The organism is Mesorhizobium sp. WSM4828 (assembly GCF_055811175.1).
The window spans coordinates 72,695-94,599 of the sequence record NZ_JBVVQK010000009.1 but is presented as its reverse complement, the minus strand read 5'-3'; the positions used below and the strand labels follow the sequence as shown (position 1 = coordinate 94,599).

Genomic DNA, 21,905 nt, shown 5'->3' with positions numbered 1-21,905 from the left:
TGGCGCGCCTAGGATTCGCCATGACCACGCTTGCCGCCGACCGCGAAATCGAAAGCCTGATGGCGCTTCACCCGAAGGGCTTCGACCTTTCGCTCGACCGCATTTCGCGGCTGCTCGAACGCCTCGGCAATCCGCAGGACCAGCTGCCGCCGGTCATCCACATCGCCGGCACCAACGGCAAGGGCTCCTGTGCCGCCTTTTCACGGGCGCTGCTCGAAGCCGCCGGCTACCGCGTCCACGTCCATACCTCGCCACATCTGGTGAACTGGCACGAGCGCTACCGGCTGGCCGCCGATGGCGGCGGCAGGCTGGTGGACGACAAGGTCTTCGCCGAAGCCATCGCCCGCGTCGCCAAAGCCAATCAAGGTCAGAAGATCACCGTCTTCGAAATCCTCACCGCCGTCACCTTCCTGCTGTTTTCCGAACATCCGGCCGATGCCGTCATCCTCGAGGTCGGCCTTGGCGGCCGCTTCGACGCCACCAATGTCATCGCCGCGCCGGCCGTGTCGGTGATCATGCCGGTGTCGCTCGACCACGAAGCCTATCTCGGCGACCGCGTCGAGCTGATTGCCGCCGAAAAGGCCGGCATCATCAAGCGCGGATGCCCGGTCGTCATCGGCGCGCAGGAAAGCGAGACGGCGCAGCAGGTGCTCATCGAAACCGCCGAGCGGCTCGACTGCCCCGCCTTCGTCTATGGCCAGGATTTCCTTGCCTATGAGGAAAACGGCCGCATGGTCTATCAGGACGAAGATGGGTTGATGGACCTGCCGCCGCCGCGCCTGCCGGGGCGCCATCAATTCGCCAATGCGGCGGCGGCGATCGCGGCGGTCAAGGCGGCGGGCTTCGAGATCAGCCACCGAGCCGCCGAGAAGGCGATGACGAATGTCGCCTGGCCGGGCCGCATGCAAAAGCTGCCGCAAGGCCGGCTGAGCGAACTGGCGCCGAAGGGCGCCGACATCTGGCTCGACGGCGGCCATAATCCCGGCGCCGGCGTGGTCGTCGCCGAGGCGCTGGCCGAGCAGGAGGAAAAGAACCCGCGGCCCCTGTTCCTGATCTCGGGCATGATCAACACCAAGGACCAGAGCGGCTATTTCCGCGCCTTCAAAGGGCTGGTCCGGCATGTCTACACCGTGCCGGTGAGCCTGAGCGACGCGGGCGTGCCGAACGACGAGCTGGCGACGCGCGCTATCGAGGCCGGTCTGTCGGCCGAACCGGTCAGTTCCGTCGCCAATGCGCTGATGCTGCTGCGCGACACATGGGACGGACCGCCGCCACGCATCCTGATTGGCGGATCGCTTTACCTGGCCGGTGCGGTATTGGCCGAAAACGGCACGCCGCCGGTTTGAGGCGTGCTTCACCCGGACAAGCTTACCGGACCACCGCGAGGAGCCAATCATGATCAAGGTAAAGCAGCTCGCTCACATTTGCATTTTTGCGAATGACCTGGAGACCACGCGAAGCTTCTATCGGGACGTCCTCGGCATGGACACCCAGTTCAATTTCCTGCGCGACGGGAAGATTTTCGGCTTCTACCTCAATTGCGGCAGCCGTAGCCATGTCGAGGTGTTCCAGAAAGACGACGCAAGCTATAGCGACTTGAACCAGATCAACCACTTCTGCCTCGAAGTGGAAAACATCGACGCCGCGATCGCCCATCTGAGGTCAAAGGAGGTTGATATCACCTCAAAGAAACGCGCGTGCGATGACACCTACCAGGCTTGGATCCGCGACCCCAATGGCGTGAAGATAGAACTGTTCGAATACACTGAGAAAAGCGCCCAATTCGTCGGCGGCGATCGTATCGCGGATTGGTGAATAGCGCCTCGCCGGACAATTGTAGCGGCGCAGCCGATGGTTGGTGGACTATTTCAACTCGACCTCGATGAAGGCGAATTCGCCATCGTTTGCGCTGATGACGTCATGTTCGACGCCTTCGTTGCGGAAATACGGCGCGCCCTTCTTCATTTCGGCGAAGGATTCCCCATCCTTGGTCAGGAGCTTCACCTTGCCGTCGGTCAACGGCACGATCACATAGTCGTGGCCATGGCGGTGCCAGCCGGTGTTGTCGCCCGGGGCGAAGCGGTATTCGGTGACGATGACGCGCTCATTGTCGATGAAGACGGTGGCCTTGGCGGATCCGGTCATATCGCTTCTCCTTTGTGTTCAGAAGAGAAGAATACGGGGCGGCAAGCCGCGAGTGCCAGAGCGGCCCACCAATGACGCCAGCAAAAGAAAGCCCGGCGCGAGGCCGGGCTTTTCTGCAAAATTTTGATCGGATCAGGCGAGGCTGCCGTTGATCCAGTGCGACAATGCCGTTTTCGGCGCAGCACCGACCTTCATGTCGGCGACTTCGCCGCCCTTGAAGATCATCAGCGTCGGGATCGAGCGCACGCCGAACTGCGCGGCCAGCTCAGGATTTTCGTCGATGTTGAGCTTGGCGATCTTTATCTTGCTGCCGAGTTCGATGGCGATGTCCTCGAGCGCCGGGGCGATCATCTTGCACGGGCCGCACCATTCCGCCCAGAAATCGACCACTACCGGCTCCTTGGCGTTGAGCACGTCGGCCTGGAAATTGCTCTTGTCGACCTTGACGGTGGCCATGCTGAAATCCTTTCGATTTGTTCGTCGCACCAAATGTGGTGGTGATCGCGTCCGTGTTCAAGCAAGTGTTGTGTCACGCTCCCGTGAGTCTAGCAAGCGCGTCGTCCATGGCCCCTGCCGGCAGCTCGATCAGCCGCGGCGCCTCGGTAAACAGCAGCGCCGCCGAGACCTCGCGTCCCTGATAGAGCGGCTGAAGCAGCGCGCGATAGAGTCCGAGCTGCAGAACATAGGCTTGTGGCACTTCGGCGAGCGTAGCCGGCGCTGGCCGATTGGTCTTGTAGTCGACGATCGAAACCTTGTCCGGCGTTACTGCCAGCCGGTCGATCTTGCCGGAAATCGAGCGCAGTTTGCCTCTCACCTCCAGGCTGCCCATGACGGCGACTTCAGCGCGCGAATTTGGCGCAAACAGCGGCGCAAAGCGGCTGTCGGCAAGAATTCTGAAAACGCCAGCCAAGGCCTTGTCGCGCTCGTCGTCGGGCCATGCCGCGCCGGCTCTTGCCAGATAGCGTTCGGCGGCATCCCGGCGTTCGCCCTCGGCGATGCCGGGCAGCATCTGCAGCAATTTGTGCAGCGCCAGCCCGCGTATGACGGCAAAGCCGGGCTCGGCGTCGGTATCCAGCACCGGCGAACGCGTGTCGGCCACCGCTTGCCGCGCCTCGTCGATCAGCACCGAGGCGCCGGACGGCGACAGCGGCCGCGGCAATTCCTCGAAGGGCGGCAGAGGCTGGAACAGGGTCTCCGGCAATGGCGCAAAGCGTTCCGCCTGTCGTGCCTCATCCACTGACGCCTGCGGCATCGGCGGCAGCTTCGTCACCTGAAAACGATGCACGGTCTCGCCAGTGGCGGGATGCCGGCGTTCTTCGCTCTCCGCGGCACCGACCAGTGCTCGGCTGACGATCGAATGCCAGGTGCCGGTATTCGGCGCCCGTTTGCCATGGTAGCCGCAGATGATCAGCCGATCCTCGGCGCGGGTCATGCCGACATAGAGCAGCCGGCGATATTCATCGTCAGCGAGTTCGCGAGCGCGGGCCGATGCGGCGCGTGAAAATCCATTGGCGACATCGCTGGCCGAGCGCCAGAGATAGCCCTTGCCCTCCCAGCAGTCGCCCGAGCCTTCGAACGGCATCAATCTCGGCAGGTGCTGGTCGCTGAACGGCGCGGAGCCGCCATCGACAAGGAATACCACCGGCGCTTCCAGGCCTTTGGCGGCATGCACGGTCATGACGCGAACCTCGTCGCGGGTCTGGTCCATCTCGCGCTTGATCTCGGGGCCGGCGTTTTCCAGCGTCGACAGAAAGGATTCCAGCCCCGGCAGGCCGGTCCGCTCCTCGGCCAGGCAGAAATTCAGGAATTCGTCGAGGATGTCGCCGGCCTCCGGCCCGAGCCGCGCGATCATCTTCTTGCGCAGACCGTCGCGGGCGAGGGCCGCGGCATAGAATTCGAATACCGGTTTGAATGCGGCCTCGTTCGACCATGTGTCGAGCCGGCTGACGACGGCGTCCAACGCCTCGCTTTCGCCGGCATGCCGGCGCAGCGAGGCGATCAGCGAGACGCCCGACGGCCTCTCGGCAGCAAGCGCGAAAAGCTGCTCTTCCGAGACATCGAAGATCGGGCTGCGCAGCACGGCGGCCAGCGACAGATCGTCCTCGGGCTGGATGAGAAAATGGCCGAGTGCGATCAGGTCCTTCACCGCGATGTGGCCGGGCAGGCTGAGCCGGTCGGCGCCGGCCACCGGAATGTCGCGGCGCTTCAGCGCCCGCGTCAGCGCATGGACGAAGCGGTCGCGCTTGCGCACCAGCACCAGCACGTCGCCGGGCTGGAGTTTCTTGCCACGCCCTTCGATCACCTCGCCGCCGCCGATCCAGCCGGCAATGGTCGCTGCGACGTTTTCAGCGACGCGGACTGCCGGCGCGTGAGCATGGTCGACCGCTTGCGTCCAATCGTCCGGTTCGTCGACGACGTCGGCGCCGATCGACGGCCAGACCTCGACATAACCCGGCGCATCGTTGCGGATCGCCTTGTGGTCGAGCGGATCGGGATCGTGACTGATGCCGCGCCGCACGTTCGGGTCGGCAAAGACACGATCCACCGCGGCAAGAACATCTTCGGTCGACCGGAACGACCAGGTCAGCTTGAGATCGGCGAAGGCGGCGGCGGCGGATCTAACTTTGCCGGCAAACAAAAGCCGGCTGTCGGCAAAGGAATCCGGGGCGGCTCCCTGGAAGGAATAGATCGACTGCTTTTCGTCGCCGACAGCAAAGATGGTGCGGTGGACGGCGTCGCGTGCGCCGAGCCCGGCAAAGAACTCCTCCGCCAGCCGCTTGACCACCTCCCACTGGTCGGGACTGGTGTCCTGCGCCTCGTCGAGCAGGATGTGGTCGATGCCCTGGTCGAGCTTGTATTGCACCCATGGGCCGGCGTCGGGCCGCGCCAGTAGATTGACCGTGCGGGTGATCAGGTCGTTGAAGTCGAGGAAGCCGCGGGCCCGCTTCAATTGCTCGTAGCGGGCGATCAGCCAGTCGGCGATGGTCAGCGCGGCACGCGTGCCTTCCAGCATCCTGAACAAGGCCAGCCGGTCGGAGATTTCGAGAATGGCGTCGACCGCCGCCAGATAGCGATCGGCAAGATCGGGCAGCCGGTCAAGCAATGCCTTCTTGAACGTCTTTGCCGGATCATAAGGCTCGCCGTCGGCCCTCAGGAAAGCCTTGGAGAGCCAATTCAGACGGCGGACCGGATGCTCCTCGTCGAAGGCAAGACTGGCGTAGGGCAAGAGATTGTTCAGCACGATGCGCGCATCAGCGGCCTCGGCCGCCCGTGAAAAGGTGATGAGATAATCCGGCAGGAAGCCGGGCAGCGGCCAGACGGAGGCAGCTATGCCTTCGGCGGTCTGGCCGGCGCGAAACTGAAACTCGTCGAACAGCGCCTGAAAACCATCGCCGCCGGCCGCGGCGATGAAGGCGCGCAAACCATCGCGCTTGCGCACGATCTCGGCCAGCAGTGCGTCGAGCCCATGTTCGCCGCCGCGCTCCAGCACGGTGGCGAAGGCCTCGGCCAATGCCGCATCGCCTGCAACGCCGCCCGGAATCATGTCGCGGCGGGCAGCGGCGAACAGCGAAGCCTCCATCTGCGGATCAAGCATTTCGAAATGCGCCGGGATATTGGCTTCCAGCGGGAACTGATGCAGCACCGATTCGCAGAAGGCGTGGATGGTCTGGATCTTCAGCCCGCCCGGTGTTTCCAGCGCCTCGGCAAACAACCGCCGCGCCCGGCGCATGGTTTCGCGGTCGGGCTGGCGGCCGTCCAGCGCCTCTATCCGTGTCGAGAGCTCAGCATCGCCCAGGGCCGTCCATTGCGACAGGGTCGAAAACACCCGGTTCGACATGTTGGCGGCGGCGGCACGCGTATAGGTCAGGCACAGGATCTTGGACGGATCAGTGCCGCGCAGCAAAAGCCGGATGACGCGCTGGGCGAGCACATGAGTCTTGCCCGATCCGGCATTGGCCGACACCCAGGCGGAATTATGCGGGTCGGACGCGCTTGCCTGACTGGCGGCAGTGTCGCTTGGAATGGGGTAGGCCTTTTTCATGCCTCCCCTCCCTCGTCGTCGGCATCGCCGCCGGCCGACCATTCGAGCACGCGGGCGAGATGGTCATAGTCGCCGTCGGTCTCGCCCTCGCGGAACGGCAGCGCGCGCGACAGATAGCCGGTCGCCGGGTCGGCGTAGTGGATCAGCAGTTTTTCCAGCCGCGCCCACGCTTCTTCGGCGAGATCGGCGGCGGTTCGCTGCTTGCGGTTGTATTCGAGGATCGATTCCTCGAACACCTCGCCATTCGGCTTCAGCCGCACGAAGGCCAGTTGCGACGGCTCGCACGCGCCAAGGTCCGCAAAGGCGCCGCGACGCAGCAGCGCGCCCTCCAGCGCCAGTTGCGGCGCGAGCAGCGTGTGCGCCTGTGCTTTGGATGGCGACGAGCCGGTCTTGTAGTCGAGGATGTCGGCCATGCCGCCGGCCAGCAGATCGATGCGATCGGCATAGCCGGACAGGGTCACGCCGGATCGGCCGACACCGGTCTTTTCGGCGCGTTCCTCGGCGTGCCGCCGTGCCACGGCTGCGGCCCGCCCGCGCTCCCATTCGATGATGCCAGCGGCAAGCTTTTCGAAGCGCGGCCACCACACCGCCTCGACATCGGCGGGCAGGGCCGCGTCGGCAAAGCAGGACCGGCCGGCGGCAATGAGCCCGTCCAGCGCTTCCGGCGCGCGCGGGTCGGCCACCCTCGCTGAGAACAGGTGCAAAATAGCGTGAAACAGCGTGCCGCGCTCGGCAGCGCCCGGATCGCGAATGACCGGATCGAGCGGCATCAGGCCGAGTATCCTTCTGGCATAGACCGCATAGGGATCGCGACGTAGCGTTTCGATCTCGGTGACCGAGAAGTGGTGCGGCCTGGCAGTGAGCGGCGGTTTCGGCTGCGGCCGGGGCGCAAAGTCCTGCTTTTCGCCGGCATCGAGCGCACGCGCCCAGGCAAGCAGTTCATCGCCGCGCCGGCGAAGTGCCGCGGCATGATCCTCGCCGACGAAGGTAAGGATACGCTGCAGCCACCGCGAGGGCACCGACGGTGCGTCGCCGGAGCGGGCGGAGCGAGCCAGCACCACTTTTTTGGCGCCCATGGCCATCTGGAAATCATGGGCGGCAAGGCCGATGCGCCGCTCCGGCGGCTCGAGATCGATGCCGGTCTTCATCAGCCGCGACATGAAGCGGTCGCTCTCCGGCTTGCGCGGCCACACGCCTTCGTTGAGCCCGCCGACGACCAGCGTATCGACGTCCTGAAGCCGCGCTTCCAGCACACCCCAGATGGCGATGTTCCTGTCGGTGCCCTGCGCCGGCTTGACCGTCTCGGGCGCGATCAGCGCCTCCATCACGTCAGGCCATTCGTCAGCGGCGAAGGAGAACGACACCGAGGCCGCGACCAGCCCGCGCAAGAGCTCGGCGAGCTTTTCGCCGGCATCGCCGGCATAGAGTTCGCTCAGGCCTCCGTCAGCAGCGCGGCCGAGGCTTTCGAGCACGCCGACACTGGCGCGCACAAGCGTTGCAAGATCGGCATTCTCCTCGCCGCGAAAAGCAACCAGCGGCGCCAGCGCCTCCGTTAGCCGGATCAGCAGGTCGCGGGCCTGTTCAATGCGCCTGACCGAGAGCCGCGATCGCCAGAAAGGCGGGCGGCGATTGCCGCCGTCGTCGAATTCGAGAAGGCGGGTATCGAAGAGCTGCGGCAGCGACGCGACGTCCGGACGCCCGGTGCCGCCGCGCAGCGCCACGAGTTCGACGATTTCGGCCGCATGGCGCACGCTTGCCCGCTCCAGGCCGAGGCCAAGCAGGGGATGCTTGAGCAGCGACAGCAGGGCGACCGGGTCGCCCGGGCGGAAGGCTGCCTGCAGCGCCAGCCTGAGCAGGCTGGCGGCTGGTGTGTTGATGAGCGGCGTGCCGCCGGAATCGTCGGCGGCGACGTCGAAGCGCAACAGCTCGACCGAGACGCGCCTCGCCAGAGCGCGGTCGCCGGTGACAAGTGCGGCGCGCTGGCCGGGCTTTTCGACAGCCCGTTTGAGGGCGACGGCGATCGCCACGGCTTCGTCGCGTTCGCTGGCGGCTTCGAGAAGCGTCACATCGGCGAAGGCCTCGGCAATATCGCCGGCGGTGAAACGGGCGCGCGTCCCGGCCCAGAGCTCAGTGGTCTCCGCCGGGCGCAGCGCTTCGCCGACGAGTGCGGCGCGCAGTGCAAGCGGCCGCGGCGCAGCAGCAAGCTCTTCGACCTCGGCGCGCGGCACGCCGATCTTGCCGATCAACTTTGCCAGGCCGTATTGCGGGTGGCCAAGCAGGGCCGGGCGCGCACCAAGTGCACTGATCGCGGCAAAGGAGGGCTCGTCCAGCGTCCGGTCGAGGCCGGGCAGCACAACGGCGCCATTGGGCAGGCCGGCAATCACGGCAAGCAGCTCGGCCGTGGCGGGAATGGAACCGGTGGAACCGGCGGCGATCACCGGTCCGGCCGGCGGATTACGCTTCAGCCGCGCCGCCTCCAGCCTTATCAGGGCATTGCGATGCGCGGCCGGATTGGAGCGATGGCGTTCCTCGATCAGCTTCGGCCAGTTCTCGGTGACGATGGTCAGGAAATCGAGCGTCACCTGCCACCAGCCCGCCAGGTTGCCGGTCACAAGGTCGGCGAGCCTCGCCCAGTCCGTGCCCTCGGTCTCGATCTCGTCCATCAGGCGCGCCAGGTCGCGCGCCAGCCAGATGGCGTCGGCGGCCGAGGCCGGGATGACGATCTCCTCGTCGAACAATGCCGCGACATGTGCCGGCAGGCGGCGTTTCCACGCCCGCACCAGCGGCGCAAGCAGCAGCAGGCGCTCTGCCGCGGCGATCGGCGGCGCAAGGTCGATGGCGGCCGAAGCTCCCGCATCGAAGGCGGCTTCATCTTCATCGAACTCGCCAAGCGGGCGGATGACCGGCAGGATCGCCGAACGGCTTCCCGAGCGCGAGAGAGCATCGACGAAGACGCCGCGAAGCGCCCGCGCCGCACGGCGCGTCGGCACATAGATGGTGAGATCGGCCAGCACCAGCGGATCGCCGTCATAGGCAAAGCCGGGAACCAGGCGCCCTGCAAGCAGCGCCTCGGCCAGCGTCGGCAGGAACGGCGCTCCGGGCGGGATCGAGAAAACGCGGCGGGAGCCGCTCATTTCGACTCGGTAAGAGCGCCGGGTGCCTCAGCAAGAGCATCGGGCGTGCCGGCAAGCGCAGCGGCGACCGCTGCTTCCGCCCGCGGGATCGCGTCAGGTGTGCCGACAGTGATCCAGTGGCCACGCATCGTCATGCCGAACAGGCGGCCGGCGGCGATTGCCGCATCGAAATAGGCGTTGAGCGACAGCGGCCCGGTCGGCGCATCTTTGAAGATGCGCGGATGAACGATTGCGGCGCCGGCATAGATCAGGCCGGCCGGATCGTTGTTCGCACGCCGCAAGGCGCCGTCCGGCGCCTTTAGGAAATCGGTGCCGCCGCTATGTCCGGTTGCCGACTGGAGATCCGCAAGCATCAGCAGAATGTCCATTGTCGCGCCCTCCCATGCAAGAGCAAGACGCCTGAGATTGGAAACGCCGCTGTCGATCCAGAAGGTGTCGGCGTTGAGCACATAGAAGGGCGCCCCTAAACTGGGCAAGGCCTTGACGATACCGCCGGCAGAGTCGAGCAAGCCCCCACTCTCATCCGAGATGACAATTCTCGGCGCACTGCGGCGGGCTACATGGTCCACGATCTGTTGCGGCAGGTAATGGACGTTGACGACGGCCTTGGCGACGCCGGCTTCGGCCAGGCAGTCCAGCCCCCAGTCGAGCAATGTCTTGCCGGCGATCTTGACCAGCGGCTTCGGCATGGTGTCGGTGATCGGCCGCATGCGCTTGCCGAGCCCGGCGGCGAGCACCATGGCGGTCGTCGGCATCGGTCCCTCGTCCGATGCCTCCAGGCCCAAATCCTTAGCCGTCAAATCGAGCGTTCCTCCAGCAAGCCGTGGGCGATGTAGAAATCCTGTAGCCCGGCCAGCGCCGGATGCGCCAGTGCCCGGCGAAGATAGTCGCGGATACGCGGCAGATGCTTCAGATAATAAGGCTTGCCGTCACGTTTTTCGAGCCGCACGAAAATGCCGAGGATCTTGGAATTGCGCTGTGCGGCCATGATTGCATAGGTTTCGCGGAATTCGTCTTCGTCGAAAACGCCGGCAGCGCGTCGCGCGGCGATATAGGCGGCGAGCGTGTGCCTTTCGATTTCGGGTGAAATGGTGACGCGCGCGTCCATGGCGAGCGAGGCGACGTCGTAGGCGGACGGCCCGATCAGCGCATCCTGGACATCGACGACGCCGAGGCGGTCGTGACCGGAACGGTCACCGCGCCAGATCAGGTTGGGCGAATGGAAGTCGCGCAGCATCAGCGTGTATTCGCGCCCCTCAAGCCGATCGAGCACCGCATTCCATTCGCTGCGGTAACCGGCGCGCAACGCCTCGCTTGGCGGAGCGCCTGATATCGCCGGGACATACCAGTCGACCAGCAATTCGGCCTCGATCATCATGGCGTCGCGGTCGAAAGGCGGCACCTCGTGGAAGACGCCGGGGCCGGCCGGCATGCGGGCCGGCCATGTTTTGCCGTGCATCATGGCAAGCAGTTCGGCCGCCGCAGCATAACGCTCGGCCACCGGTTGGCCGCGCTTGTCCAGAAACCCTTGGGAACCGAGATGTTCCAGCAGGAGAAAACCCTGGTCGAGGTCCTGGGCATGGATTTCCGGGACGCTGACGCCGCCGGCCCGCAAGGCCGGGTCGATGGCGACGAACGCCGAAACGGATTGCGCGGTGTGGGCGATCTCGGCATAGGGTTTGCCGTCGCGGACTGCTGGTCCGAGCACCAGCCTTGGCGAGTTCATCAGCACGCGCGGCGGAAAGCCGGCGAGCGTGACGATCTCGTAGGAGCGGGCCGAGGCATCACCAATGAAATATCGTCGCTGCGCTTCGCCCCAACCGGCCTGGCCGAGAAAATCGCGCATCGCCAGCGATCGCGCCGCGCGCTCGAAGGCGGCGCCCTCTCCCGACAGTCTTGCCAGTCGGCCGTCGCCCTGCTGGAGAAGTTCGACCAGCACCGAGGTTTTCGGCAAATATGCCTCTGCCCGCTCCGGCCATTCGACCAGCGCAGCCCCTTGCGTCAGCGCCTCGTCGAAGCCCAGCTCGTCCAGCTCGGATGCCGTGCCCAAGCGGTAAAGATCGAAATGATGGACCGGCACACGCGTGTCGTAGCTCTGGACCAGCGTGAAGGTCGGGCTCGGCACGTCGAGGCCGGCATCGTCGGCCAGTGCCCTGATCAGCGCCCGTGCCAAGCTCGATTTGCCGGCGCCGAGATCGCCCTTGAGAGCGAGCACGTCGCCAACGCGCAGCGACATGGCGAGATCCTCGCCTAGCCTTGCCGTCGCAGCCTCGTCGGAGAGAAAACGCTCAAGCACCAATACCGCCATCGAACGCGCTACTCGGCCGCGGCGCGGATGCCGGAAGGCGTGTCGGGAAAGGCGCAAACAACCGTGGTGCCCTTATCCCTGCCGGTCTCGATGCGGACACTGCCGCCATGCAGTTCGACAAAGCTCTTGACGATCGACAGGCCGAGCCCGGCGCCACGGCGGCGGCCGCCATTGGTGCGCGGCTCGAAGCGCCGGAACACGGAGTCAAGCAGGTCCGGCGGCATGCCGGGACCGTCATCGTGAACGGAAAATTCCACGCCGTCGGCAAGTTGGCGGCAGGCGAGCGTTATGGTGCTCGCCTCCGGCGCGTAATTGGCGGCATTGCTGAGCAGATTGTAGAGGATCTGGCGGACGCGGATCTCGTCGCCGTGGAAGGTCTTCGGTGCGGCCGCCGCGTCGATCCTAAGCTTGATCGCATGTTCCTCCAGCCGGTCGGCGACCAGTTCGGCGGCGGCCGTAATGGTTCGGTCGATGTGAACTTCGGAAATGTCGAGTTCCATGATGCCGGCATCCACCGTCGCCAGATCGAGGATGTCGTTGACGATGGTGAGCAGGACCGAGGAGGACGAGCCGACATGCCCGATATATTCGCGTTGCTTCTGGTTCAGCGGACCGGTCGACGGCAGTGAAAGAAGCTCGGTAAAGCCGATGATGTTGGTGAGCGGCGAGCGCAGCTCATAGGAGACGTGCTGCACGAATTCGTTCTTGATCTGGTCGGACTTTTGCAGCGCCTCATTCTTGTCCTTCAGCGCCCGTTCGACATTGACGCTGTCGGTAACGTCGACGAAGGTCATCATCACCTGGCCGTTGGGCAAAGGGATGACGGCGTAGCGCAAAACGGTGCCGTTGTTCAATTCGGTCTGGCCGTGGCGGTCGCGGCGCTCGTCGTCGAAGCCGGTGATGGCGGCAACGAACCCACCCCACGGACTGTCGACGGCACGGCGGTCGCACAGGTCGCGGATCGTCGAGACATGAACGTTGGGTTTTGAGGCATCGGCATCCAGCCCCCACAATGCCGCAAAGGCCGGGTTCGACAATCTCAGCCTGCCGTCGGGGCCGAAGACAGCGACGCCTTCGGCGAGGTTGTCGAGCGTCTCGCCCTGGACCCGCACGGCGGTCTGGTAGCGGCTTTCAAGGTCCATCTTCTCGGTCAGGTTCTCGAACACCCAGGTGACGCCGCCCTTGGGCTGCGGATTGGCGACGACGCGAATGGTCTTGCCGTCCGGCAGATGCCACCAATGCTCCTGCGATTCAACCGCGCGGTAAGCGCCGAGCAAACCCTCTTTCCAGCGCCGCCATTCGGGCTGCTCGGCGATCTTGCCTTCGCTGCGCAGGCGGTCGAGCACCAAGGCGTTATCCGGCGCGCTGTGCAGGAAGCCGCTGTCGAGACCCCACAGTTTCTGGAACGCCTGATTGAAAAACCGCAATTTCTCGTCGGTATCGAAGATCGCCACGGCGGTGTTGAGCTGATCGAGCGTATCGGCATGGCTCTGCACGGTCCGCTCATACTCGCCGCGAATGGCCTCGATGGCGCTGATGTCGCAGGCAAGACCAGCCGAACCATCCGCCCCGGCAAAATCGGTCACGGCAAACATACGGCGGTCGCCTTCGATGACCGTGGAAAGCGTCTGTTCGAAGACCGGGCGCGACTTGTGTTGCGCAGCGATCGTGTCGCGCGCCTGGCCGCCGAGGAATTCCTTGTCGTCACGGACCGCCGCTTCGGCATTCTCGGCCTCGACCGCTTCGGCATAGGCCCGGTTGACCCATTTCAGCCGCCCGTCGACGGTACGCAGCCATGACGGCATCTTGAGCGCATCCAGAAGCCCGATCAGCGTCTCATGGTCGGCGGCTAAGCGCTGGTTCTCGATCTTCAGCCTGGCCTGGCTTCGCTGTGTCTCCGAAAGCGAGACGAAGCGAACCAGCACATGCGCCGCACTCTTGCGGCCGTGAACCTCGAGCGGCTGGCCTGCCTGCGATTCGATGACCAGATCGAACGGCTTTGCCTTGTCGCGCAGCGCCGCGACGGCATGTTCGAGTGCGGCCGCCGAACGCGGCATCAGCCAGCGGCCGAAAGCCAGGAAGGCGGCCCGGTCCTCCGGCGCGCCGCTTTCGATCGGCAATGTCCCGACAAGCTCGGGTTTCTTGTTCTCGGCCGCCCATACCACCACGCGCTGATCGCGGGAATGGAGCAGCGCCTCCGAGCGCTGCAGCGCTGCATTGACGTCGGCGATGCGGGTCCTGAGCTCGGCATTTTCCGCCGAGGTGCGCGCCCTTTCGCGGATCAGAAAGATGGCCGACAGCAAGGCCGCCCCCATGACGCCGACGAACATGGCGAGTTGCATGACCTCGACCGTGCTGACCGACAGCCCGGCCTTTTGCGCCACGCGGGTTTGGGCATGTGCAGTAAAGCCAAGCAGCGGACCAACCAGCGCGGAAGACGCAAGCAGCACCCCGACACGGCTGCCGGCACGCCATAAAAGGCTGCCGCCTCTGGCAGCGGAGCCCGTGATCGAATCGATATGGCCGCCGGAAACGGCCTGTCCCGCGCAAGGCGGGTTATCCCCCGGCATGTCTTGGTCCTCTTCGCCGCCTGAATGCAAGACCGCCCTGATGCGTGCGCCCGGGCCTCGTCCCCGGACCGCGAATCAGCACCATAGCGCTTGCGCGAATCGGCGTGAAGAATCAATCAGCGCAAAAATAAAGCCGGGCGAAAAGTCAATCGCCCGGCTTCAATATCTAGTGGCAAGTTTCGCCGTGGTTAATAGCGGTAGTGTTCCGGCTTGAACGGTCCCTGCGGAGTGACGCCGATATAGGCGGCCTGTTCGCCGGACAGTTCGGTCAGGCGGGCTCCGAGCTTGTCGAGATGCAGGCGCGCGACCTTTTCGTCGAGATGCTTCGGCAGGACATAGACCTGGTTTTCGTACTGGCCGGGCTTGGTGTACAGCTCGATCTGGGCCAACACCTGGTTGGTGAAGGACGCCGACATGACGAAGCTCGGGTGGCCGGTAGCGTTGCCGAGGTTGAGCAGACGGCCTTCCGACAAAAGGATCATCCGCTTGCCGTCCGGGAAGGTGATCATATCCACCTGCGGCTTGATGTTGGTCCATTTCAGGTTGCGCAGCGAGGCCACCTGGATCTCGTTGTCGAAGTGACCGATGTTGCCGACGATCACCATGTCCTTCATCAGGCGCATATGGTCGAGGGTAACGACGTCCTTGTTGCCGGTGGTGGTGATGACGATGTCGGCCGTCGGCGCCGCGTCTTCGAGCGTGACCACCTCGAAACCGTCCATCGCCGCCTGCAGCGCGCAGATCGGATCGACCTCGGTGACCTTGACGCGGGCGCCGGCGCCCTTGAGCGAAGCCGACGAGCCCTTGCCGACGTCGCCATAGCCGCAGACGACCGCGACCTTGCCGGCCATCATCGTGTCGGTGCCGCGGCGAATGCCGTCGACAAGCGATTCCTTGCAGCCATATTTGTTGTCGAATTTCGACTTGGTGACGGAATCATTGACGTTGATCGCCGGGAACGGCAGCAGGCCTTTTTTCTGCAACTGATAGAGCCGGTTGACGCCGGTCGTCGTCTCTTCGGTGACGCCGCGGATCGCTTCCTTCTGCTTGGTGAAGAAGCCGGGCGATGCCTGCATGCGCTTCTTGATCTGGGCAAACAGGATTTCTTCCTCTTCGCTGCCCGGATTGGACAGCACATCCTCGCCGGCCTCGGCGCGGGCGCCGATCAGGATGTACATGGTGGCATCGCCACCGTCGTCGAGGATCATGTTGGAGGTGCCGCCATCGGCCCATTGGAAGATCTTGTCGGTGTAGACCCAATAATCCTCCAGCGTCTCGCCCTTGACGGCAAACACCGGAATTCCGGCCTCGGCAATGGCCGCGGCAGCGTGGTCCTGGGTCGAGAAGATGTTGCAGGAAGCCCAGCGGATATCGGCGCCGAGCGCCTTAAGCGTTTCGATCAGCACCGCCGTCTGGATGGTCATGTGCAGCGAGCCGGTGATGCGCGCGCCCTTGAGCGGCTTCTTGTCGCCGAATTCCTCGCGGCAGGCCATCAGGCCCGGCATTTCGGTTTCGGCGATCTCGATCTCCTTGCGGCCCCAGCCGGCAAGCGCGATGTCTGCGACCACATAGTCCTTGCTACCCGTCATGGCAGTACTCCGATGCGAATTGATTGCGGGACGCGCCCGCCCCGAAGGCGTGCCGGAGGGCGCGAGTTGCCGGCCTGACTAGCAGATCGGGAGTCGGACGACAATGGGATATAAAGAAATCTTTATCCGTGCATGTCTTCAGCGGCGACCAACACGTCAGCATTCCTCGCCGAAACGGGAAGCAACCAGTTGCTCCAGCGCATCGATGACCTCTTCGGCCTCCGGGCCGGTGGCGGTGACGCGGATCGAATAACCGGGGCTCGCCGCCAGCATCATCAGGCCCATGATCGAGGTGCCGCCGACCTTGACGCCGTCCTTCTCGACCTGGACCGTGGCGTTGAAGCCGCTGGCGATTTGAACGAACTTGGCCGAGGCGCGCGCATGCAGGCCGCGCTGGTTGACGATCGGAAAGTCGCGAACGATCTTGTCCTTTTCCGGCAACAGCGCACTCATTTACTGCTCAGGAGCTGACTGGCGACGTTGATGTATTTGCGGCCGGCAGCCTGCGCCTCATCCAGCGCGGCCGTCATGTTGTCGCCTTTGCGAACGCTGGACAGCTTGATCAGCATCGGCAGGTTCATGCCGGCAATGACCTCGATACGGCCGGATTCCATCACTGAAATGGCGAGGTTGGAGGGCGTGCCGCCGAACATGTCGGTCAAAACGATGACGCCTGATCCGGTATCGACGCGGCCGACTGCGTCGATAATGTCGCGGCGGCGCTGTTCCATATCGTCGTCGGCACCGATCGCCACGGTCTCGAAATTGTCTTGTGGCCCAACGACATGTTCCACGGCATTGCGGAACTCGGCGGCCAGTTGACCGTGCGTTACAAGCACGAGTCCGATCATTCTTTGGTGGCTCCCGTCATGGCCGCTTCACAGGCGCATTTTATGCTCGCCGACCGTTCCAGGTGGCGGGAGCGCTATCTTGTCGACGCAAGGCCCGTTGACAAGCCCAAAATTGCGCCGGCCCAGGCCAATTTGACGCATTGCAGCAAAAAATCGAAATCGGATCACAGGAAAGGCGCAATCGACAGGCGCGACATGACTGCCGGCAAAGCCGCCGCTACATTGCGCCCGGCAAGATCGATGCGCGGCACCGGTACGCCGAAAACGAGCTCGCTGCAGTCTTCCTGGAAGCGGGCCATTTTGCCGGCTGGCGCCAGCCGGACAATGAGGTCGATCACGCAGCTTGGCTCGAACCGTATCGGTTTGGGGCCGAATCCCGGCACCTCGACGAGGCCGGCGATGCTGGCTGGTGCGCGGCAGACCAGCCGCCCCTCGCGATCGGCGGCATAGAGCTGGTCATCGCCGATCAGCCGGGAAAACAGCCCGCGCTGGCTGCAATGATCGATCAAGGCGAGCGCCAGCGTCGTCTTGCCCAAGCCGGACGGTCCGGTGATGAGAATGCCGCGGTCACCTATCAGAATCGCGGTGCCGTGAATGTTTTCAGGCTGCACAATAGGACCAGGCGTGATTGGAATTCATCGGTCAGCCTTCGGCCGGCAGCGTCACCACGAAGCGCGCGCCCTTGATCTCGCCAGGCTTGGTGCCCGGGATGTTCTCGGCGCTCAGCGTGCCGCCATGGGCTTCAACGATCTGCCTGGATATCGACAGGCCCAGGCCCGAGTTCTGGCCGAACGCCTCGCCGGCCGGCCGATCGGTATAGAACCGCTCGAAAATGCGATCGATGTTATCGGCCCGGATACCGGGTCCATTGTCGTCGATGGTAACGATGTTGAACTTGCCGGCGCGCGCCAGCGATATGGTAATGTGGCCACGTTCTTCGGGGACGAACGAGCGGGCATTCTCGATCAGGTTGGTGATCACCTGGCCGATCCTCAGATCATGGCCGACGACGAAGTAGCCTTTCACGCCCTGCGGCAGTTTGGCGACCTTGAATTCGATCTCGACCGCCTTCTTGTTGCGTGTGGCCTCGCGCGAGACGGCGACCAGATCGGTGATGAACTTCTTGAGGTCGACGGGTCCCGCGTCTTCCCGCGCCAGCTCGGCGTCGAGACGGGAGGCATCGGAAATATCGGTGATCAAGCGGTCCAGCCGTCTCACATCGTGCTGGATAATGTCCATCAGCCGGCCACGCGAATTGTCGTTCTTGGCCAGCGGCAATGTCTCCACCGCGCTGCGCAGCGAGGTGAGCGGGTTCTTCAACTCGTGCGAGACGTCCGCGGCAAAACTTTCGATCGCCTCGATGCGGGCGTAGAGCGCATTGGTCATGTCGCGCACGGCGATCGACAGATTGCCGATCTCGTCCTGGCGGTCGGAGAAGTCGGGGATTTCCTCGCGGTTCTTGACGCCGCGGCGAACCCTGACCGCCGCCGCCGAAAGCCGGCGCAGCGGGTTGGCTATGGTGGAGGCCAGCAGCATCGACAGGATGGCGGTAACCAAGGCGGCAATGCCGAACACGCGCAGGATCGCCTTGCGCTCGGCCGCAACGATCTTGTCGATGTCGCCGCCTTCGGTCGACAGCATCAGCACGCCGAGAACGGCACGGAAGCGCTGGATCGGTACCGCCACGGAAACGATCTGCTCGCCCTGCTCCGAGATCCGCACGATCGTCGACGGACTGCCGGTAAGCGCCTTGACCACTTCCGGAAACGCAGCACCGTTGCCACCCGGCTGCTCGCGATAGACCGGCAGCTGCTTGTTGCGAAAGAAATCGAAGACGAATTTCTGGATGCGCTCCAGAAGGTCCGGCTGCTCCTCTTCGACCGGCGGCAGGTCGTAGCGAAGGATCTGGCCGCGCGAATAGAGATGGCGGGAATCGAGCAGCAGGTTGGCGTCGCGGTCGTAAATGCGGGCACGTGTGCGCGTCGGCGAGATCAACCGCCTGAGCACCGGCGCCACGCGCTCCGGATTGATCGGGAAATCGAGGTTGTCGAGCTGATCGGAGCCGGGGCCGAGACTTTCGCCGGCCTGCAACTCGAGCAGCTTCTCCGGATCGATGCTGATCGAATCGGTCTCCACCGTCGCCGAGGCAGCGATCGCGCCGGCGATGATCTCGCCCTGCGTCATCAGGCTTTCGACACGGGCGTCGATCAGCCCGTCGCGAAAGGTGTTGAGGTAGAGAATGCCGGTGACCAGGACGGCCAGGCCGGCAAGGTTGAGAAAGAGGATGCGCCGCGTCAGGCTGGAAAAGATGTGATGGCCGAGAAACCGGCGCATCGGCACCGTAATTTTCGACACGAAGGCGGGCAGAATCCGCGGCGGGCGCCTGGCGGCGCCCGACCGTCTCACTCGCTCTACTTGCACTGCCATCGAATAGCAGCTCCCGCTTAGTAATTAGTGAGTAGGCAGTAGGGAATAGAGAAATGGTTGGGTGAGATCGCGACGATGCTGAGTGGCCGTTCGCACCATTCAAACTGACTACCGACTATTCCCTACTGCCTATTGCCTATTTACGCTTCGCGGAACCGATACCCGACTCCGTAAAGGGTTTCGATCATTTCGAAGTCATCATCGACGGCCTTGAACTTTTTGCGTAGCCGCTTGATGTGACTGTCGATGGTGCGGTCATCGACATAGACCTGCTCATCATAAGCCGAATCCATCAGCGCATCACGGCTTTTTACGACGCCTGGACGCTGGGCCAGCGAATGCAGGATGAGGAACTCGGTGACGGTCAGCGTCACCGGCTCGCCCTTCCAGGTGCAGGTGTGGCGCTCCTGGTCCATGACAAGCTGGCCGCGCTCAAGCGACCGGGCCTGCTGGTTGGGCGCCTTGGCCGCCGCCTCGCGGGTGCTGGCGCGGCGCAGCACGGCGCGGACGCGTTCGACCAGAAGACGCTGCGAGAAGGGTTTGCGGATGAAGTCGTCGGCGCCCATCTTGAGGCCGAACAGTTCATCGATCTCGTCGTCCTTGGAGGTCAGGAAGATCACCGGCAGGTCGGATTTCTGACGCATCCGGCGCAGCAGCTCCATGCCGTCCATGCGCGGCATCTTGATGTCGAGGATGGCGAGGTTCGGCGGGCGCGCCGCCAGTCCCTCCAGCGCCGACGCCCCATCCGTGTAGGTTTCGACTCGATAACCCTCGGATTCGAGGGCGATCGAAACCGAAGTCAGAATGTTGCGATCGTCGTCGACAAGCGCGATTGTTGCCATTTCAAGCGGCTCCCTCATGAGCTGTCCCTTCTTTCGTCGAGAAGGGGCTTTTGCAGGACAAATTAGGTACAAAATGTGGCATAGGCTTTATCCGCTGTCACGCGCGGCATGCCGGCGGCCACAATTGTACCTCGATATGGATTGGACGATTGAACATCGCCAATCCTTTGGGCAACCATCAGTGTTTTCGCACATATAAACGATTTAAACAACTTTCAAAATATTTAAATCGATTAATGATTTGATATCATTCGTCTTTTCTGGTTTTGACGTTTTTAGCTCCTGCAATGGGAGTTCCGGAATTCGCCGGTAAAGACGCGGTAAATCGAAGAAGGGACACCCATGTCGGAAGCCGGCAAACGCAATCCTGCATGCGCGATCGATCGGATCGGCCTGAGAACCACGGGCGTGGTGCGCTATAATTTCGGCGCGGCCGCGCTCTACGAGGAGGCAATCCGCCGTGGCGAGGCCCGACTCACCGCGCATGGCGCGCTTGCCGCCGAGACCGGGCAGCACACCGGCCGCTCGCCCAGGGACAAATTCGTGGTGCGCGACGAAAGCACGGCGCCGCATGTATGGTGGGACAACAACAAGGCGATTTCGCCGATCCAGTTCGATACGCTGCTTGCCGATTTTCGCGCCCATGCGACTGGAAAGGACCTTTATGTGCAGGACCTGGTCGGCGGCGCCGACGAGGAGCTGAAGCTGCCGACCAGGGTGATCACGGAGCTTGCCTGGCACTCCTTGTTCATCCGCAATCTGCTCATCCGGCCGGCAGCCGCCGAACTCGAGCATTTCATGCCCGATTTGACGATCATCGACCTGCCGTCGTTCCGTGCCGATCCCGCCCGCCACGGCACGCGCGGCGAAACGGTGATTGCCGTCGATCTTTCGCGCATGATCGTGTTGATCGGCGGTACCTCCTATGCCGGCGAGATGAAGAAGTCGGTGTTCACCGTGCTCAACTATCTGCTGCCGGCAAAAGGCGTGATGCCGATGCATTGCTCGGCCAATGAAGGGCCCGCCGGCGACGCGGCCGTTTTCTTCGGGCTTTCCGGGACCGGCAAGACGACGTTGTCGGCCGACCCGTCGCGCACGCTGGTCGGCGACGACGAGCATGGCTGGGGACCGCACGGCATCTTCAATTTCGAAGGCGGCTGCTATGCCAAGACGATCAAGCTTTCGGCCGAAGCCGAGCCGGAGATCTTCGCCACCACCCAGCGCTTCGGCACGGTGCTGGAGAATGTGGCGCTCGACGCCGGCCGCGTGCCGGATTTCGACGACGGCGGGCTGACCGAAAACACGCGCTGTGCCTACCCGCTCCACTTCATTCCGAACGCCAGCAAGACGGGGCGCGCCAGCCACCCGAAGAACATCATCATGCTGACCGCCGACGCATTCGGTGTGATGCCGCCGATCGCGCGGCTCACCCCGGCGCAGGCGATGTATCATTTCCTCTCCGGCTACACCGCCAAGGTGGCGGGGACCGAGAAGGGCGTTACCGAACCGGAAGCGACATTTTCGACATGCTTCGGCGCACCGTTCATGCCGCGGCATCCGTCGGAATACGGCAATCTGCTGCGCGAGCTCATCGCCCGCCACGGTGTCGATTGCTGGCTGGTCAACACCGGCTGGACCGGCGGCGCCTACGGCACCGGCAAGCGAATGCCGATCAAGGCAACGCGGGCGCTGCTTGCGGCGGCGCTCGACGGCTCGCTGAAAGCGGCCGGCTTCCGCACCGACGCCAATTTCGGTTTCGACGTACCGGTGACGGTTGCCGGCGTCGACCGCGCCATTCTCGACCCGAGATCGACCTGGATCGACAAGCCCGCCTATGATCGGCAGGCGGCAAGGCTGGTCGGGATGTTCGTCGACAATTTCGAAAAGTTCGAAGCCCATGTCGACGCCACCGTGCTCGGCGCCGCACCACGCATGCAGGTCGCGGCTGAATAGCCGTCGCCCCTGGTGATGCTTCGAGGCCCGGCTTCGATCGGGCC

At 64.0% G+C, this 21,905-nt stretch carries 16 protein-coding genes; 3 read left to right on the top strand and 13 right to left on the bottom strand.

The annotated features are described in order from the left end of the window. Window positions 1-20: 20 nt before the first annotated feature. Window positions 21-1,346, top strand: a complete 1,326-nt coding sequence (locus AC0L2X_RS12995; protein WP_473599879.1) for a bifunctional folylpolyglutamate synthase/dihydrofolate synthase — start codon at window positions 21-23, stop codon at window positions 1,344-1,346. A 49-nt stretch (window positions 1,347-1,395) separates the two neighbouring features. Further along, window positions 1,396-1,815, top strand: coding sequence for a VOC family protein (locus AC0L2X_RS12990; RefSeq protein WP_473599878.1), 420 nt, complete (start codon window positions 1,396-1,398; stop codon window positions 1,813-1,815). Window positions 1,816-1,863: 48 nt separating this feature from the next. On the opposite strand, the gene AC0L2X_RS12985 is transcribed toward AC0L2X_RS12990, so the two are convergent. From AC0L2X_RS12985 to AC0L2X_RS12925, 13 genes are all read right to left on the bottom strand, one after another. Continuing rightward, window positions 1,864-2,145 (bottom strand): cupin domain-containing protein, encoded by a 282-nt coding sequence (locus AC0L2X_RS12985; RefSeq protein WP_023718287.1) that lies wholly within the window; start codon window positions 2,143-2,145, stop codon window positions 1,864-1,866. Window positions 2,146-2,277: 132 nt separating this feature from the next. Then, window positions 2,278-2,601 (bottom strand): thioredoxin, encoded by a 324-nt coding sequence (gene trxA / locus AC0L2X_RS12980; protein ID WP_023677558.1) that lies wholly within the window; start codon window positions 2,599-2,601, stop codon window positions 2,278-2,280. A 73-nt stretch (window positions 2,602-2,674) separates the two neighbouring features. After that, window positions 2,675-6,187, bottom strand: a complete 3,513-nt coding sequence (addA, locus tag AC0L2X_RS12975) for a double-strand break repair helicase AddA (RefSeq protein ID WP_473599877.1) — start codon at window positions 6,185-6,187, stop codon at window positions 2,675-2,677. Next, window positions 6,184-9,321 (bottom strand): double-strand break repair protein AddB, encoded by a 3,138-nt coding sequence (gene addB, locus AC0L2X_RS12970; RefSeq protein ID WP_473599876.1) that lies wholly within the window; start codon window positions 9,319-9,321, stop codon window positions 6,184-6,186. The genes addA and addB overlap by 4 nt, the downstream gene beginning before the upstream one ends. Further along, window positions 9,318-10,076: a nucleotidyltransferase family protein gene (locus AC0L2X_RS12965; RefSeq protein ID WP_473599875.1), complete on the bottom strand. Its 759-nt coding sequence runs from the start codon at window positions 10,074-10,076 to the stop codon at window positions 9,318-9,320. The genes addB and AC0L2X_RS12965 overlap by 4 nt, the downstream gene beginning before the upstream one ends. A 41-nt stretch (window positions 10,077-10,117) precedes the next feature. Continuing rightward, window positions 10,118-11,629, bottom strand: coding sequence for a tRNA (adenosine(37)-N6)-threonylcarbamoyltransferase complex ATPase subunit type 1 TsaE (gene tsaE, locus AC0L2X_RS12960; protein WP_473599874.1), 1,512 nt, complete (start codon window positions 11,627-11,629; stop codon window positions 10,118-10,120). Between the two features lie 8 nt (window positions 11,630-11,637). Continuing rightward, window positions 11,638-14,199, bottom strand: coding sequence for a sensor histidine kinase (locus tag AC0L2X_RS12955; RefSeq protein WP_473599873.1), 2,562 nt, complete (start codon window positions 14,197-14,199; stop codon window positions 11,638-11,640). Window positions 14,200-14,387: 188 nt separating this feature from the next. Further along, a complete protein-coding gene (gene ahcY / locus AC0L2X_RS12950; protein WP_023677552.1) occupies window positions 14,388-15,788 on the bottom strand; it encodes an adenosylhomocysteinase in 1,401 nt (466 codons plus the stop codon). A gap of 156 nt (window positions 15,789-15,944) precedes the next feature. Continuing rightward, window positions 15,945-16,241, bottom strand: coding sequence for an HPr family phosphocarrier protein (locus AC0L2X_RS12945; RefSeq protein WP_023677551.1), 297 nt, complete (start codon window positions 16,239-16,241; stop codon window positions 15,945-15,947). Next, a complete protein-coding gene (locus AC0L2X_RS12940) occupies window positions 16,238-16,639 on the bottom strand; it encodes a PTS sugar transporter subunit IIA (RefSeq protein ID WP_254815942.1) in 402 nt (133 codons plus the stop codon). Before AC0L2X_RS12940 ends, AC0L2X_RS12945 begins: the two co-directional genes overlap by 4 nt. A 164-nt stretch (window positions 16,640-16,803) precedes the next feature. Further along, window positions 16,804-17,250, bottom strand: coding sequence for an HPr kinase/phosphorylase (locus AC0L2X_RS12935; protein ID WP_473557107.1), 447 nt, complete (start codon window positions 17,248-17,250; stop codon window positions 16,804-16,806). Window positions 17,251-17,281: 31 nt separating this feature from the next. Then, window positions 17,282-19,066 carry a stimulus-sensing domain-containing protein gene (locus tag AC0L2X_RS12930; RefSeq protein ID WP_473599872.1) on the bottom strand — a complete coding sequence of 595 codons (1,785 nt, stop codon included), beginning with the start codon at window positions 19,064-19,066 and terminating at the stop codon, window positions 17,282-17,284. 140 nt (window positions 19,067-19,206) lie between these two features. Beyond that, window positions 19,207-19,908 carry a response regulator transcription factor gene (locus AC0L2X_RS12925; RefSeq protein ID WP_023677547.1) on the bottom strand — a complete coding sequence of 234 codons (702 nt, stop codon included), beginning with the start codon at window positions 19,906-19,908 and terminating at the stop codon, window positions 19,207-19,209. A gap of 342 nt (window positions 19,909-20,250) precedes the next feature. Between AC0L2X_RS12925 and AC0L2X_RS12920 the strand changes: the two genes are divergently transcribed. After that, complete coding sequence (locus tag AC0L2X_RS12920) at window positions 20,251-21,861, top strand: phosphoenolpyruvate carboxykinase (protein WP_473599871.1); 1,611 nt, start codon at window positions 20,251-20,253, stop codon at window positions 21,859-21,861. Window positions 21,862-21,905: the final 44 nt, after the last annotated feature.